Origin of the sequence: Salmonella enterica subsp. diarizonae, assembly GCF_008692785.1 — a bacterium.
Taxonomy (GTDB): domain Bacteria; phylum Pseudomonadota; class Gammaproteobacteria; order Enterobacterales; family Enterobacteriaceae; genus Salmonella; species Salmonella diarizonae.
Genome location: NZ_VXJV01000002.1, coordinates 416,158 through 431,351, shown reverse-complemented (window position 1 = coordinate 431,351; position 15,194 = coordinate 416,158). Strand labels below are relative to the sequence as shown.

At 45.9% G+C, this 15,194-nt stretch carries 13 protein-coding genes and 2 pseudogenes; 8 read left to right on the top strand and 7 right to left on the bottom strand.

Translation table 11 applies throughout. The features are described from left to right. Positions 1–15 precede the first annotated feature (15 nt). The 4 genes from F4V72_RS06095 to F4V72_RS06080 are packed head-to-tail and all read right to left on the bottom strand — an operon-like array spanning position 16 to position 2,865. Positions 16–696: an amino acid ABC transporter permease gene (locus F4V72_RS06095; protein ID WP_150342434.1), complete on the bottom strand. Its 681-nt coding sequence runs from the start codon at positions 694–696 to the stop codon at positions 16–18. After that, complete coding sequence (locus F4V72_RS06090; RefSeq protein ID WP_023249449.1) at positions 693–1,424, bottom strand: amino acid ABC transporter ATP-binding protein; 732 nt, start codon at positions 1,422–1,424, stop codon at positions 693–695. Before F4V72_RS06090 ends, F4V72_RS06095 begins: the two co-directional genes overlap by 4 nt. A gap of 25 nt (positions 1,425–1,449) precedes the next feature. After that, the gene (locus tag F4V72_RS06085) at positions 1,450–2,097 is read right to left on the bottom strand and encodes an amino acid ABC transporter permease (RefSeq protein WP_023249448.1); all 648 of its coding nucleotides are present in this window, start codon (positions 2,095–2,097) and stop codon (positions 1,450–1,452) included. A gap of 6 nt (positions 2,098–2,103) precedes the next feature. Next, positions 2,104–2,865 (bottom strand): transporter substrate-binding domain-containing protein, encoded by a 762-nt coding sequence (locus tag F4V72_RS06080; RefSeq protein WP_053509763.1) that lies wholly within the window; start codon positions 2,863–2,865, stop codon positions 2,104–2,106. A 901-nt stretch (positions 2,866–3,766) separates the two neighbouring features. Here F4V72_RS06080 and F4V72_RS06075 point away from each other — a divergent pair. Then, positions 3,767–4,111, top strand: coding sequence for a DUF1294 domain-containing protein (locus F4V72_RS06075; protein ID WP_053529097.1), 345 nt, complete (start codon positions 3,767–3,769; stop codon positions 4,109–4,111). Between the two features lie 119 nt (positions 4,112–4,230). On the opposite strand, the gene F4V72_RS06070 is transcribed toward F4V72_RS06075, so the two are convergent. Then, positions 4,231–5,457, bottom strand: a complete 1,227-nt coding sequence (locus F4V72_RS06070; protein WP_023249445.1) for a type III secretion system effector — start codon at positions 5,455–5,457, stop codon at positions 4,231–4,233. Positions 5,458–5,971: 514 nt separating this feature from the next. Between F4V72_RS06070 and F4V72_RS06065 the strand changes: the two genes are divergently transcribed. Beyond that, positions 5,972–6,688: a hypothetical protein gene (locus F4V72_RS06065; RefSeq protein ID WP_023249443.1), complete on the top strand. Its 717-nt coding sequence runs from the start codon at positions 5,972–5,974 to the stop codon at positions 6,686–6,688. 263 nt (positions 6,689–6,951) lie between these two features. Here the strand turns inward: F4V72_RS06065 and F4V72_RS24355 are convergent. After that, positions 6,952–7,109, bottom strand: a pseudogene (locus F4V72_RS24355) (integrase); the annotation flags it as partial. Here F4V72_RS24355 and F4V72_RS24350 point away from each other — a divergent pair. From F4V72_RS24350 to F4V72_RS06040, 4 genes and pseudogenes are all read left to right on the top strand, one after another. Then, a pseudogene (locus F4V72_RS24350) lies at positions 7,109–7,216 on the top strand (transcriptional regulator); the annotation flags it as partial. The pseudogenes F4V72_RS24355 and F4V72_RS24350 sit on opposite strands and share 1 nt — an antisense overlap. Before the next feature lie 497 nt (positions 7,217–7,713). Beyond that, entirely contained in the window at positions 7,714–7,989 is a 276-nt protein-coding gene (locus tag F4V72_RS06050; protein ID WP_001120770.1) for a metal/formaldehyde-sensitive transcriptional repressor, read from the top strand. Between the two features lie 31 nt (positions 7,990–8,020). Next, the gene (locus F4V72_RS06045) at positions 8,021–9,139 is read left to right on the top strand and encodes an S-(hydroxymethyl)glutathione dehydrogenase/class III alcohol dehydrogenase (protein WP_023249442.1); all 1,119 of its coding nucleotides are present in this window, start codon (positions 8,021–8,023) and stop codon (positions 9,137–9,139) included. A 169-nt stretch (positions 9,140–9,308) separates the two neighbouring features. Further along, positions 9,309–10,934, top strand: coding sequence for a methyl-accepting chemotaxis protein (locus tag F4V72_RS06040; RefSeq protein WP_136058289.1), 1,626 nt, complete (start codon positions 9,309–9,311; stop codon positions 10,932–10,934). A 60-nt stretch (positions 10,935–10,994) separates the two neighbouring features. Here F4V72_RS06040 and F4V72_RS06035 read toward each other — a convergent pair whose 3' ends face one another. Continuing rightward, a complete protein-coding gene (locus F4V72_RS06035; RefSeq protein ID WP_023249440.1) occupies positions 10,995–11,918 on the bottom strand; it encodes a LysR substrate-binding domain-containing protein in 924 nt (307 codons plus the stop codon). Positions 11,919–12,210: 292 nt separating this feature from the next. Between F4V72_RS06035 and hglS the strand changes: the two genes are divergently transcribed. Beyond that, entirely contained in the window at positions 12,211–13,554 is a 1,344-nt protein-coding gene (gene hglS, locus F4V72_RS06030) for a 2-oxoadipate dioxygenase/decarboxylase HglS (RefSeq protein ID WP_053509750.1), read from the top strand. A gap of 49 nt (positions 13,555–13,603) precedes the next feature. Then, positions 13,604–15,112, top strand: coding sequence for a carboxylesterase/lipase family protein (locus F4V72_RS06025; protein ID WP_063390476.1), 1,509 nt, complete (start codon positions 13,604–13,606; stop codon positions 15,110–15,112). Positions 15,113–15,194 lie beyond the last annotated feature (82 nt).

The following is a 15,194-nucleotide window of genomic DNA, read 5'->3' as shown; positions in this document are numbered from 1 at the left end:
ATAACACTGTTCAACTCAGTAATCCTGAGCGTAATGGCGAAGCAATCTACGTTCCAAAAATCGGGTTAAACTGACAATAAAGGTAACGCCTGTAAGATACACTACGGCAGCAAAAAGGTAAGCATGGAAGAATTTAAAGTTAGTTGCAGCAACTTCCTGAATTCGCGCGAAAAATTCTGTATATTGGATAAGAAAAACGATGGTGCTGTCTTTAAGATTATTAATCACCTGATTAGTTAAGGCTGGAATGGAAGACAGCAGTACCTGAGGCAGTATAATCCACAAAAAGACCTGCCGTTTGTTAAAACCCTGAACGATTGCCGCCTCAATTTCATATTTATTCAATGCGTTATAGGCAGTTGTCATATACGCGGCATTATATGCGCCGACATTTAGGGTAAACCCTGTTACTGCTACGGTAAAAGAGGACAGGTGAATGCCAAATTGAGGTAAACCATAATAGATAACAAACAAAATAAGAATGAGTGGCGTACCGATAAAGAAATCCATGTACATCAGAGTTATGGCTTTTACCGCTGGTCGATGGCTAAGGCTCAGAAAAAAAATGATAATTCCCCACAAAAATCCAGTGATGGAAACGATCAGAGCAAGTTTACAGGTTTCTTTAATACCGTCCACAACAAGTGGAAGCTGTTCAGCCAGGTCATTAAAGAAGAGAGACCAGCCAGCGATCATAGTTGTGCCTCGCTAAAAAAACAGTGAATATCCGGATCTGTTTCTCGTGAGGCAAGATCGGAAAAAGCGCCTTCAGCCCGAATTTTACCATGATTAAGAAACGTTACGTCATTGCTTAATAACCTGGCGAGACGAATATCATGGGTGACGCATAATATCGTGACGCCATTGTCATGAAGTTGTTTGATCAACATCCCGACCTCACGAGTCATGAGCGGATCAAGTGCAGACGTCGGCTCATCGAAAATAATGAGTTCGGGGTCGGTGACCATTGTGCGGACCAGGGCCACACGCTGTTGTTGTCCGCCTGATAACTGCGAAGGATATTTCGCGCTATGTGAGGCCATGTCAAGTTTTTGTAGCTCATGTAAGGCTTTCTCCCGGGCTAGCTGTCCGGGCATATCAAACACTTTGCATAGGGCAAGGGTAATATTATCTATGACATTAAGATGACGATATAAAGCGTAGTTCTGGAAGACACAACCGACTTTTTTTCTGAACTCAAGAATATTAAATTCTTTGTCATAAACATTCCTTCCGTGAAAGTAAATATTACCATAATCAGGGTTTTCCAGTCGAACCAGACAGCGTAAAAGCGTGGTTTTTCCACATCCGGATGGCCCCATAATAACTTTCATTTCTCCAGGTTCAATTTTCAGGCTAACCGTATCAAGAACCTTTTTTCCTGAGTACTCTTTGCTTATTTTTTTTAGTTCTATTAAAGCCATGTATATCACCTCTATTTTTTTTGCTTCAACTAATGCGATACTTTTTCGCAAAGAATCCAGCCAGAAGAACAAAAATTTTATAAATAATGAAATATAAGAGCGCAGCAAGAGTATATATCTGTAACCCGTTCAGAGTGATGGCTGTCAAAGACATTGCCTGCTTCGTTATCTCAGAAATACCCACGGTATAAGCAAAGGGCGTCGCTTTTAATACAGAAGAAAATTCATTGATAATGCCAGGTACGGAAAAGCGCAGCATCTGTGGTAGTTCAATGTTTATTATAATCTGTAACCGACTCAATCCGGCTACTTTCGCTGCCGTAATTTCAAATGGCTCAACTAATTTAAGGGCCCCTCTAAACACCTCTGCAAGGTAACTCCCGCTGATTAAGCCGACGCTGAGATTCATAGCCAACAGGGGCGAAACATATATACCAATCGATGGCAATCCAAAATAAACAAGAAAAACAGCAATAAGTATAGGAATTCCCCGAACAGTAAACACCAGTATGTCGAGTATCTTCTGTAATGGGAGGGGGGATAGTCGCCGTAATACGGCGACTGTAAGCCCGGTAAAAAACGCTGAGAAAAAACATGTGAATGTTACAAGCAGCGTATTACCAATTCCTTCCAGTAAGAAATAAAAGGTAGTCAATATGTTACTTGATGACATAGCTTACTATTTCATCCATTTGTCGACAATGCCAGATATTTTTTGTGGCCCCTGTTCTTTAAGCCATAAGTTAAAATCATCGCGTACTGGAGAACCTTTCTTAAAGGCAATGCCAAGTTGATCAACATTCTTGAAAACATAACGACTTTCTATCGGCATCTTTTGCTTGTTTTTGAGGGTAAAATAAACCGGCTCCTCTATGAATGCCAGATCAAGATTACCATTTTTTAAATCAGCCACCGTCTCATTATATGTTGGATACAATTTTACTTTACTTAACGAGTAGTATCCTTTGGGCTCCAGATCGTTTTTGATAATGTCGGAGTAAGCCATTCCGCGAGGGTATCCAATAGAATACTTATTTAATTCATGCAAGTTATTGAGGGTTATTTTATGATTGGCCATACTGACCAGATAAAAAGAGTTGATGTAATAAGGATCAGAAAAATCAATAACTTTCTTTCGTTTATCAGTGATTGAAATTCCCGAAAATGCTACATCTGCCTGACCACTTGCTACTGCGCCAAGCATTCCATCCCAGGCATATTCGGTGATGTTTAGCTTACAATGCCGTGACTGACAGTAAGACGAAAAAAGCTCCAGATCTATCCCCTGTAATTTGCCATCAGCGTTTTTAAATAACATGGGGGGAGAAGCCGGTGATACTGCGACGTTGAGTGTTTTCCCTTCAACGACGCTATCAGCAAAAGCTGAAGATGACATTATTCCCAACACTATCATTGATAAGATGAATTTTTTGTATAACATGCTATCTATTCTCCTGTAGTAAGGTAATACGTATTATAAATTAAGTATTAGGGAGCGAGCCTGACATTTGTAGGCGTAAAGTACACAACGTTATGTATTTCATTGCTTATGACTAAACTGATGATAACTAATTTAATCAGGAGGAATGATGGTAATAATCAAAGAGGAAGAGGTAAATATACTATGATATATCAATTGGATATGAACACAGAAAATCTGTGATAAAGATACCATCGACATTAGCACACTGGACATAGTTTATGCTCCATTTACGTATACATATTTACATGATAAGCCGATAAGTACTTTAGTGACGGTATCTTTAATGTCTCTAATTATCATCTTATCACTCTATCCTCGGCCAATATAAAGACTTATCTTTGCCTGTCAAATACATTTTTTGAGCTGGATTGATTTGCCCGCTATCTATATCTGTAAGAGTATAAATTATTTATCATATCAGCAAGCGAAACCAAAGTAAGATACCAGTCTATGTTGTTATGATTATCAAAACGTTAATTTGTTTTAATCGATAATAATTTTCATTCAGAAACTTCTGAATATATACTGTTGTGGGTATAAAATTCTTAAATTAACATTGTATATCTTATGTAAACATACATGCGATTAATAAATCCAGAGTTGAAACTCCCTCCAGGATATAAATGGCAATATAGATGCTTTTTCATTAAGTTATCTTGCCAACGGTTAAGACAGTAACATTTTTGCTGGTTTCAACCATTTTAATCGCCTTCACAATCCATTAATCGTCTTATTATTATCATGGTAATTAAAATGAACCCTCAATGACTCATGGTCTGAGTGAAAAGAAAATTCTACATAGCATATGTATTGCGTATAATGGGTTTCGATACCCCTAATAATTGCCATGACCAATGATATGTATCTCAACCGCTTTTGTTATTTACTCCTGATCTCCGCCGTGGTCGGAAGCATTTTTACATCGCATCCCATCGTGATGTGGTTTCTGCTCGCCAACGTGATGACGCTGATGATCTACGGTATGGACAAAATGGCGGCACGTAAGGCCTGGCGCAGAGTGCCGGAATCCACTTTGCTGGTTTTTGGAGTTATCGGTGGGTGGCCTGGTGCTATTGTTGGCCAACAACTTTTCCGTCATAAAACGCAAAAGCAGCCATTCAAAACATATTTCATCGTCAGTGTGATAGTGAGTATTTCAGTTATAGCGGCGATTTATCAACTCTATCCATTTTTGTCTTACTGAACACAGGCTATTATGTGACCAATCGCCAGCAAAGATAACATCCTATTCTCGTGCTACTGGTGTTATGACATTGAACAACGTTTCACGCATGGCATACAGTAGCAGATGAAATATTTATTTTATTCGTTAGAATAATGATTAACTATAAAACTTTCTAGCATTATGGCAAAACAATGATGAACCTCCTGGGTTGGATGGACATAGTCATTAAAAACGTATTGCGGACATATATCTAGTCGGGGATCTTTAGTTCCAGGAATATGCACATAGCCATGGTGAGTAAAAGGATTTTCCGTATCATAACCAATACCATTAGCCACATCGGTTATCTGCTTAAATGCATCGGTGGTCTCAAAATAACATATCTTATGCTGTGGATATTTTTCTTTTAATTCTTCAACATAATTTTTTAGCAGGGCATTGTGAGCGATACTATCATCCTTAAGTTTTCTTTTGTCATCAGAATGTTTGCCATAAGGTGTCGCAGACAAATTTGGAATTCCCATAACCAGAACATTATTAACTCCGCCGGAAATTACTTTTTCAATATCATCAATTTGTTGCTCAACAATCTCTGCTACATTATCTTTGTGTAGTGTCATATAGTCGTTGGGGCCCAATAGAAATATGACCAGGTCCTGGTGGGAAGGGGAGTAAGATGCAACTTGCCTGTCCGTATTTGATACAAAGTCGCCTATGCAATTAAAGCATGAATAGCTTGCCGATGTACTTCCTCCTTCGGCAAAATTAATCATCTCCTTACTTAAAAATAGAGGGGATGATAAAAACTCAGGCCAGGTAAATCCATTAGTGAACCTTCCTCCATAGTATTGACCATAGGAAGGTAAGATATGATGTGTTTTTTTAAACATACGCCCCATCGAGTCAGATAAACTGTCCCCAAAAATCACAAATCTGGTAATATCGCCCAAAGAAATATTTTTTTCCTTCGGGTATAATTTATTGATTTCTTTGGCAAGACCAAAGGCTTCCGGATGACATTCAACCTCAATAGATAAAAGAATCATACCGTTATCATCCTTAATAATCAATTCATCGGCATGCTCCTGTGATTCTATAATAAACTGTTCCTTACATCCCTGAGAGGCTAATTCACGGAGCTTGATGTATGCTCCGCGAACCTGTACCGCTGTTAAATTAAGCTCCTGATAGTGGTAAAGTTGAAAGATACATTCGAGTGCCTCTGCATGGTATGTGGAGAAGAAATATGCTTTTATTTTTTCCCACAAATTCATTTCCGGAAGGCGTGAACTCTCTTTTATAGCGCCAAATTTTTCAGCGCTGATAGAAGATTTGAAATAACCCTGTCCAACACTGAATGGCATTGTGTCCTCCTTATTCTATACTAAGATTAGATAAAATACTTTAGCAAAAACATTAGTTAGCAAATATGAGTAAAAAAAGTAATCAGGTGAATACTGTATATTGAATTGCTGAGAGCTCTATGTAGCCATAAATTTTACAAGATCTTAGCTCGACGCTTATTGCTTTCTTACTAATTGAGTTGGTCTGGCAGATGGTTACAGTTAATAAAGAAAAATATATTCAGTGCGTATTATTTTTTATGAAAGTAAATATATCATCAACAACCTGATGTTAATGTCAGGTGCATATTATCTGATTGCTATCATTATTGAGTGTGAGCCTGGTTAAGGAAAATATTTAAAAAAGTATGCATTTTTGATTTTAGTGCCCTGGCGTGAGCACGAGCTGGCTTGATACTCAGGAATGGCGAGCCGTTTATAGGCTTAGCATTCGCCTGTTATTGCTAACTTGTTGTTTTTAGGTGATTTTTAAACTCTATTTTTATAGTCAATATTTTAAAGTGGGTTAACTATAATGAGTGATGATTCGATCATTAAAAACTCTTCGATGCTTTTGGCCTATTTAGGTGGTTTGGGATGGGGAAGCGCCTATTTTTATGGGTGGGGAGTCTCCGCATACTATGGTTTCCCATGGTGGTATGTAGGCGTTGGTCCCGACAACATTGCTCGAAGTTTATTCCACGCTATTAGCCTGATGGCTATATTTATAGTGGCATGGGGGATTGGTATTTTATTGTTTTTTGTAGTAAAGCGAAAAGCACACATTAATGATCTTAGCTTTCTACGTCTTTTTTTAGCTGCGGTTTTGTTCTTTATTCCAATTGTTATTGAGTTCTCTATCTTAAGAAAGTCATTTTTGTGGGAGCTTTTTTTTATCGTTTTACTGGTGGCCCTATGTTTATCGGTGGGTATGCGGTTTTACAGTAAACTGCTACCAGTAATTTGTTTTACTCAACTAAGTTGGGTGCGAAGACATTGTTTTACCATAATTATGGTGGGGTTTATTATATACTTTTGGATGTTTTCTTTTTTTGTTGGGATTTATAAGCCGCAATTAAAGAAAGAATACGAAATGATATTATATGATGGCGGCTGGTACTACGTATTGGCCAGATATCATGATAGTTTTGTTTTGTCGAAGTCGTTTACTAAAAATAATAACAGATTTATTATCTTTAGGCCAGAAGATGGGCTCTCTTATGAAATTGCGTTGGTAAAAGTTAGACTTTAATAAACGGATTGTCCGGGGGAGGGCATGAGCTGATTCCAGGGCTTCCTACAGAAGAGATTAGGGGAAGCACTGTGATCGAACGGCTGCTGCCGCCCGTGAGATCAATCTTTACGGATCTCAGCTCTATGCCTGACGCAGAACAGCAGCGTCAGACAACGCCCCCTGAGCGCGAAAGGCTGTTGTTATGACAAGGCGTGTGCGGAAAGCGTCTTCCACTCACTGAACATGACGGGTATCAGGTACTAACTTGCTGATTTTGATCATCATCTCATACTGTCCTGGTAGCTATGGGGCATCGATGGGGCAAAACCGGACAGCTTCTGATTTAACGTTGCGATCTGGTCAGAACTGCTGTCAGCCATCCACGCCCCGTACACGGCGCGTTTGCATGACCCATCTGGCTGGCAATAAAGCTCGGGTTTTCTGCGAAAAAAATGTATAACGCGCACACCGGGATATCGTGAAGTAAAAGTGACCGATAGTGGTAGAGTTACATTTTTTCGACTGTTTGATCTGAAAGTAATCTGAGTCCAATCTTGTATGTATTCTGTTAGCACAAGCCACCAGAGTGGATTTATGCTTAATAACGTATTTTAAAAATATATCCTTAACGTCTTTCATAATATCACCTGTTAAATAGTGACCACGTCATCCTTACTGTTGCGGTATCCTTTATTACAGGTAATAACCGTCATTCATTGCCGACTGGTGCGTAAATAAAAAAATGTGTTGTCAAATCGAATTTCCCTTTCAAATCCTGATCGTATTCCCTTCTGGAAAACAGAGCTGATTTCACCCGGCATTAACTGTGTACGCCAGCCGGGCATCACATCATTAAAAAGAAACTTTGGCGTTTATTTTCTGCGGCCTGAAAAAGTTCCTCGCGTGCTGGATTGCGCTGAAGGTGAACTGATTTTTAAGATATTTGTCAATAAGTTATAACATATTGATTTTTATATTATCTTTTATTTTACAATTACATAAAAAAATTGATAGTATACCCCCCTATAGTATACGGAGGGCGTATGCCGCATTCACCTGAAGATAAAAAACGTATTCTTACCCGTGTTCGTCGTATTCGCGGGCAGGTCGAAGCGCTGGAGCGGGCGCTTGAGTCCGGCGAGCCTTGTCTGGCGATTTTGCAACAGATTGCCGCCGTGCGCGGCGCGTCTAATGGCCTGATGAGTGAAATGGTTGAAATCCACCTGAAAGATGAGCTGGTCAGCGGGGAAACCACGCCAGATCAGCGCGCTGTTCGGATGGCGGAAATCGGCCATCTCCTTCGCGCTTATCTAAAATAACAATTTCCCTCACCGTAACAGGAAGAGACATATGAAATCACGTGCAGCAGTTGCTTTTGGTCCCGGTCAGCCACTAAAAATTGTCGAGATTGACGTTGCGCCGCCGAAAAAAGGTGAAGTTCTGGTCAAAATCACCCATACAGGCGTTTGCCATACCGATGCATTTACCCTTTCTGGCGATGATCCGGAAGGCGTATTCCCGGCAGTCCTGGGTCACGAAGGCGGCGGCGTGGTAGTCGGGGTCGGCGAGGGGGTAACCAGTCTGAAACCTGGCGACCATGTTATTCCACTGTATACGGCGGAATGCGGCGAGTGTAAGTTCTGTAAATCCGGTAAAACCAACCTTTGCCAGGCCGTACGCGCCACTCAGGGAAAAGGACTAATGCCGGATGGCACCACCCGTTTTTCTTATAACGGCGAACCGGTTTATCACTATATGGGAACCAGTACGTTCAGCGAATATACCGTTTGCGCGGAAATTTCTCTGGCGAAAGTGAACCCGCAGGCGCCGCTGGATAAAGTGTGTCTGCTGGGCTGCGGCGTGACGACCGGTATTGGCGCCGTACATAACACCGCTAAAGTGAAAGCCGGCGATACCGTTGCCGTTTTTGGTTTAGGCGGTATTGGGCTGGCGGTCATTCAGGGCGCGGTTCAGGCTAAAGCAGGGCGTATTTTAGCTGTTGATACGAATCCGGACAAATTTACGCTGGCGGGCGAAATGGGGGCGACAGACTTTATTAACCCGAATGATCATGATAAACCGATCCAGGACGTTATTGTTGAACTTACTGATGGCGGCGTGGACTTTAGTTTTGAATGTATCGGCAACGTTAACGTGATGCGAGCAGCGCTGGAATGTTGTCATAAAGGCTGGGGGGAAAGCATTATTATTGGCGTAGCGGGCGCAGGACAGGAAATTAAAACCCGTCCCTTCCAGCTAGTGACAGGTCGCGTCTGGCGTGGCTCCGCCTTTGGCGGCGTGAAAGGGCGCACGCAGCTGCCAGGGATGGTAGAAGATGCGATGAACGGTAAAATCCGTTTAGATCCTTTTATTACTCACCGTCTGCCGCTGGAGCAGATTAACAATGCCTTTGAACTGATGCATCAGGGCAAATCTATCCGTACCGTTATCCACTTTGGTGATAACTGATTCATCCGCCAGCGGAAAATCCGCTGGCGCTTATCTGAATTTTCTGGAATGAATGTTGTGAAAATGTGACGAAGGCGATGCTTTTCGCGATAAGCAAACGTCATGAAGTGCCGATGACTATCTAACGGGCGTGTTTTTACGCATTAAACCTACAAGAGAGTCAACGGTCATGGGCAACACATTCTCGATGCAAGCCTCGCATAAACTGGGCTTCCTGCATCACATTCGGCTGGTTCCGCTGTTTTCCTCCATTCTCGGTGGCATCCTTCTTCTTTTTGCTTTGAGTGCCGGGCTGGCTGGCTATTTTCTGTTACAGGCCGATCGCGATCAGCGTGATGTAACGGACGAGATTCAGGTACGGATGGGATTATCCAACAGCGCTAACCACTTACGTACCGCACGTATCAATATGATCCACGCTGGCGCGGCGAGCCGGATTGCCGAAATGGATGAAATGAAAGCCAATATTGCCGCCGCGGAAACTCGGATCGCGCAGTCTCAGGACGGTTTTAACGCTTATATGTCCAGAGCGGTGAAAACACCAGCCGATGAAGCGTTGGATAATGAGTTAAACACCCGCTACAACGCCTATATCAACGGTCTACAACCGATGCTGAAATTTGCCAAAAATGGCATGTTCGAAGCGATCATTAATCATGAAAACGAGCAGGCAAAACAACTGGATGCGGCATATAACCATGTCCTGTTGAAAGCTATTGAACTGCGCACCGAGCGGGCGAGGCTGCTTAGCGAGCAGGCTTACCAACGTAGCCGGCTTGGTATGATGTTTATGATTGGCGCGTTTACGTTGGCGCTGGTATTGACGTTAATGACCTTTAGGGTGCTGCGTCGTACGGTAATACGGCCGTTACAGCAGGCCGCGTCACGTATCGAACGCATTGCGGCGGGCGATCTGACCATGGCCGACGAGCCCGCAGGACGCAGTGAAATTGGTCGCCTGAGTTGTCATCTTCAGCAGATGCAGCATGCGTTGCAGCAAACGGTAGGGACGGTGCGTCAGGGGGCGGAGGAAATTTATCGCGGCACCAGCGAAATTACCGCCGGTAACACGGATTTATCTTCTCGCACTGAACAGCAGGCTGCCGCCATTGAACAGACCGCGGCCAGTATGGAACAGTTTACGGCAACCGTTAAACAGAATGCGGATAATGCGCATCACGCCAGCAAACTGGCGGAAGACGCCTCCGGTAAAGCCAGTCGTGGAGGCCAGATGGTTTCCGGGGTCGTGCAAACGATGGGAAATATCTCCACCAGCTCGAAAAAAATCTCGGAAATTACCGCCGTCATTAACAGTATCGCCTTCCAGACTAACATTCTGGCGCTGAACGCGGCGGTCGAGGCCGCGCGTGCCGGAGAACAAGGACGCGGGTTTGCGGTGGTCGCCAGTGAAGTTCGTACCCTCGCCAGTCGCAGCGCGCAGGCGGCAAAAGAGATTGAAGGCTTGATCGGCGAATCGGTTAGTCTGATTGAACTAGGTTCTGAAGAGGTTGTCGCTGCGGGGAGCACCATGAATGAGATTGTGGATGCCGTAAAACGCGTCACTGATATCATGCTTGATATCGCTGCAGCTTCTGATGAACAAAGTCGCGGCATTGTCCAGGTCAGTCAGGCGATTTCTGAGATGGACAAGGTCACGCAGCAAAACGCGTCGCTGGTAGAAGAGGCGTCAGCGGCGGCGGCTTCGCTTGAAGAACAGGCCGCCCGCTTGACGCAAGCCGTTGATGCGTTTCGTTTACAGGATACTGGCGCGACAATGCGTTCATCCTTCCTTTAATAAGCGTCGCGCCATCGGGCTATTTTAGCCGCGGGCGCGTTTATTATCCGGCGGCCGCCATCACAGCGGCATCGATTTACGGATCGCCGCAATCAGCGTTTGCGCCCCGGTTGAAAGCGGGATATCAACTCGTGTAAGAATACCTATGGGCTCGCCTGCGCTCTGGGTCGGCACGGGTAATGAGACCAGCGTCGCCTGGCGAAGATCTTCTTTAACCGCGCCAGAGGGGACGAACCAGACGTAATCGTAATCTACGGTCAGTTGTCGTGATAACGATGCGGATAGCGTTTCGATACACCCTGCAGGCATTTTACATCCCTGGCTTTGCAACAGGGCTTCCGCATTCTGGCGCGGCACCGTGCCTTTTGGCGAGACGACTACCGGCCATTCCATAACCCGGCTGAGCGTGATCGTCTCCTGTAACAGGGGATGGCCGGGGCGTACCACTAATTTAAGCGATTCTAAAAACAGCAGTTCGTAATTTAAGCCGCTCATTAATTCCGGGTCTGACATGCGGCCAATACCCAGATCGATCTCGCCTGACTTGAGACCAGCAAGCAACATCGTATTGTTCATGGTGGCGACCTGTAACGAGGTCGATTTTTGCTGTTGATGGAACCGCCCAATTACCGCCGGGAGAATACCCAGCGCAGCGGTGGGGAGCGCGCCAATACGCACCACATCGGCGCTGGCATCCTCTTTGCGATTCAGCGCCTGCCCGGCAGTATTCAACGCATCTAATACTTTTACCGCATGGGTTAAAAATTGTTCGCCAGGAACCGTTAATTGCGCGCCCAGTCGCCCGCGTTCAAACAGACGGGTTCCGGTGAGTTGCTCCAGTTCGTTCAGCGTCTTAGAAAGGGCTGGCTGGCTCAGGTTAAGGGTTTCAGCCGCGCGCCCCAGAGTTCCCTGTTGCGCAACGGCGACAAACGTATGAAGGTGGCGCAACCGAATGCGCTGACTAAACAGACCATTTTTTTCCATAAGCGATGTTAAAAACAGAGCCATGCGGGTGACAAGTAAAGTTGTTTGTTTTTGATAACTTGATAGCAAAATATTATTAACATTTTACCATTTAAAGTTACAACTGTTTTATTTTGCTGATGATTCAACTGCCGTTAAGCGTGCTAAGCCGCGCTCTGATCGGGGATACGCCAGCGTGTGTCAATCCGTTCCACACAATGAATTCAGGCGGGATCACAGTTTGTAAATTCTTCTCCCCGGAATGGATGAGGTTTTCTACACTCCAGGTAACATTCACTGGAGGCATGACATTATGGCGAACACCATCACGGCAGATGAGATTCGGGAACACTTTTCGCAGGCAATGTCGGCAATGTACCAGCAGGAAGTTCCGCAGTACGGTACGTTACTGGAACTTGTCGCTGACGTGAATCTGGCGGTGCTGGAAAATAATCCCAAATTGCATGAGCAGTTGGCTAATGCCGATGAACTGGCGCGGTTGAACGTGGAACGACATGGCGCTATTCGTGTTGGCACCGCAGAAGAACTTTCTACCTTGCGTCGGATATTCGCTATCATGGGGATGTACCCGGTGAGCTATTACGATCTCTCTCAGGCGGGCGTACCGGTGCACTCCACGGCATTTCGTCCCATTGACGACGCTTCGCTTTCGCGTAATCCCTTCCGCGTGTTCACTTCGCTATTACGCCTGGAACTCATTGAAGATGCGGCATTACGCCAGCGGGCGGCGGAAATCTTATCGCAGCGGGATATTTTTACGTCGCGCTGCCGACAATTGCTGGATGAGTACGACGAGCAGGGCGGTTTCAGTACTGCCCAGGCCGAAGAATTCGTCCGTGAAACGCTGGAGACTTTTCGCTGGCATCGTCAGGCTACTGTTGATGAAGAAACGTACCGCGCCCTGCATCGTGAACATCGGTTAATTGCCGACGTGGTCTGTTTTCCAGGATGTCACATTAACCATCTGACGCCACGTACTCTGGATATCGACCGGGTACAGGCAATGATGCCGGAGTGCGGCATTACGCCTAAAATTCTTATCGAAGGTCCGCCTCGCCGCGAAGTGCCCATTCTGTTGCGGCAAACCAGTTTCAAAGCCCTGGAAGAGCAGGTGCTCTTCGTTGGTGAAAAACAGGGTACACACACGGCGCGCTTCGGCGAAATTGAGCAACGCGGCGTCGCTCTGACGCCAAAAGGTCGTCGGTTATATGACGAATTGTTGCAAAAGGCAGAAACGGGTAAGGATAACTTCACGCATCAACTCCATTTACAGGAGGTCTTTAACGCCTTTCCGGATAGCGAATTTCTGCTCCGTCAGCAGGGGCTTGCCTGGTTCCGCTATCGCTTAACGCCTTCCGGTGAGGCGCATCGTCAGGCGATTCATCCTGGTGACGATCCGCAGCCGCATATCGAGCGTGGTTGGGTGATCGCGCAGCCGATTACCTATGAAGATTTTCTCCCGGTCAGCGCTGCCGGCATTTTCCAGTCGAATCTGGGAAATGAAACGCAGGCCAGAAGCCACGGTAATGCCAGCCAGGATGCCTTTGAACAGGCGCTGGGATGTTCGGTACTGGATGAGTTTTCGTTATATCAGGAAGCGGAAGAACGCAGTAAACGCCGTTGCGGTCTGCTTTAAAAACGGTAAGCTTCACAGGCTGTGAGGATGCTGTAAAAAGGAAGGCGTTATGTTGAATCCCTCCATCCCGTTGGTGCAAACGCGTCACGGTAAAATCGTGGGCGTCGTACAGGAAGAAATCCATATCTGGCGCGGTATACCCTATGCCGCGCCGCCAATAGGGGAGCTACGCTGGCGTGCGCCGCAGCCTGTTACGTCCTGGCAGGATGTGCGCCAGGCGGATTGTTTCTCCTGCGCCAGTTGGCAGGACATTACCTGGTGTCGCGAACTTGGCGGCGGCGATCCGGGAAATTTTTCTGAAGATTGTCTCTATCTGAATGTCTGGGCTCCCGCCGTACGTCATAAACTGTTGCCGGTCATGGTCTGGCTACACGGCGGCGGTTACACCATTGGCGCGGGTAGTCTGCCGCCCTATGACGGTCATGCGCTGGCGAAGCGCGGCGCGATCGTGGTGACGGTCAATTATCGGCTTGGCCATCTGGGCTTTTTCGCGCATCCGGCGCTGGAAGGCGAAGAGGCGGAGTGTATTCATAATTTCGCTTTACTCGATCAAATCGCCGCGCTGCGTTGGGTGCAGGACAATATTGCCGCGTTTGGCGGCGATACGCAGAATGTGACGCTATTTGGCGAGTCCGCTGGCGCCCGCAGCGTGCTGTCGTTGATGGCTTCGCCGTTGGCTAAGGGGCTTTTTCATAAAGCGATTATTCAGAGTGGTTATACGCTGCCGGATACGCCCCGCGAGGTGGCGCTTAAAAAGGGTGTTGCGCTGGCGGAACATGTTGGCTTAGCCAATGCCACAGCTGAACAGCTACGCGCTTTACCAGCAGAGACGTTTTGGCCGCTGGACGCGCCCTTTAAAATTGCTCCGACGCCGATTTCCGGCGACGTCGTATTGCCGCAGCCGATGCTGGAAACCTTCTTTGCGGCTAAACAGCATCCGATACCGGTGATGATCGGCTCGAACAGCGATGAAGCCAGCGTATTGGCGGTTTTTGGCGTTGATATTGCCGGTCAAATTCAAAAAATGCGCCGTGAGCGGCGTGTTGGACTGGGGTTAATCCGGCTGCTTTATCCTGGTGTGAAAGGCGACGAAGCGCTAGGGCGGCAGGTCTGTCGGGATATGGTATTTACCACGTTGGGTTATGTCGTCATGCAAGCGCAGCAGCGGATCGGCGAACCGTGCTGGCGTTACTGGTTTGATTATGTCGCCGAAGCGGAGCATAACACCTATGCTAATGGCGCCTGTCATGGCAATGAAATACCGTATGTGTTCGATACGTTAACGCGGGCTGAGCCCACATGCCATTATGTGAATGAGAATGACCTGGCCTTTGCCTCGCAGGTGGCGGATTACTGGGTGAATTTCGCTCGTCATGCCAGCCGCACGCGTGATGTGCTGCACGGCCCGGTTCGCTGGCCCGCCAGCATTCGGGGGCGAGATCGTTTGTTGCGGATTGGACTGAACAAGCTTGCCGGTTTTAAAGTGGAAAACCGCTTTATGCGTGCGCGTCTGGCGCTGTTTAAGCGTGTCATGAAACATCATGTTAGTCTGGAGTAAACTTTTCATAACCTGAAGAATGCCGCGTGAGGTTTACATCCGATTCGGTCGGTTCTTATCGACATAAAATATTTACGCTTTT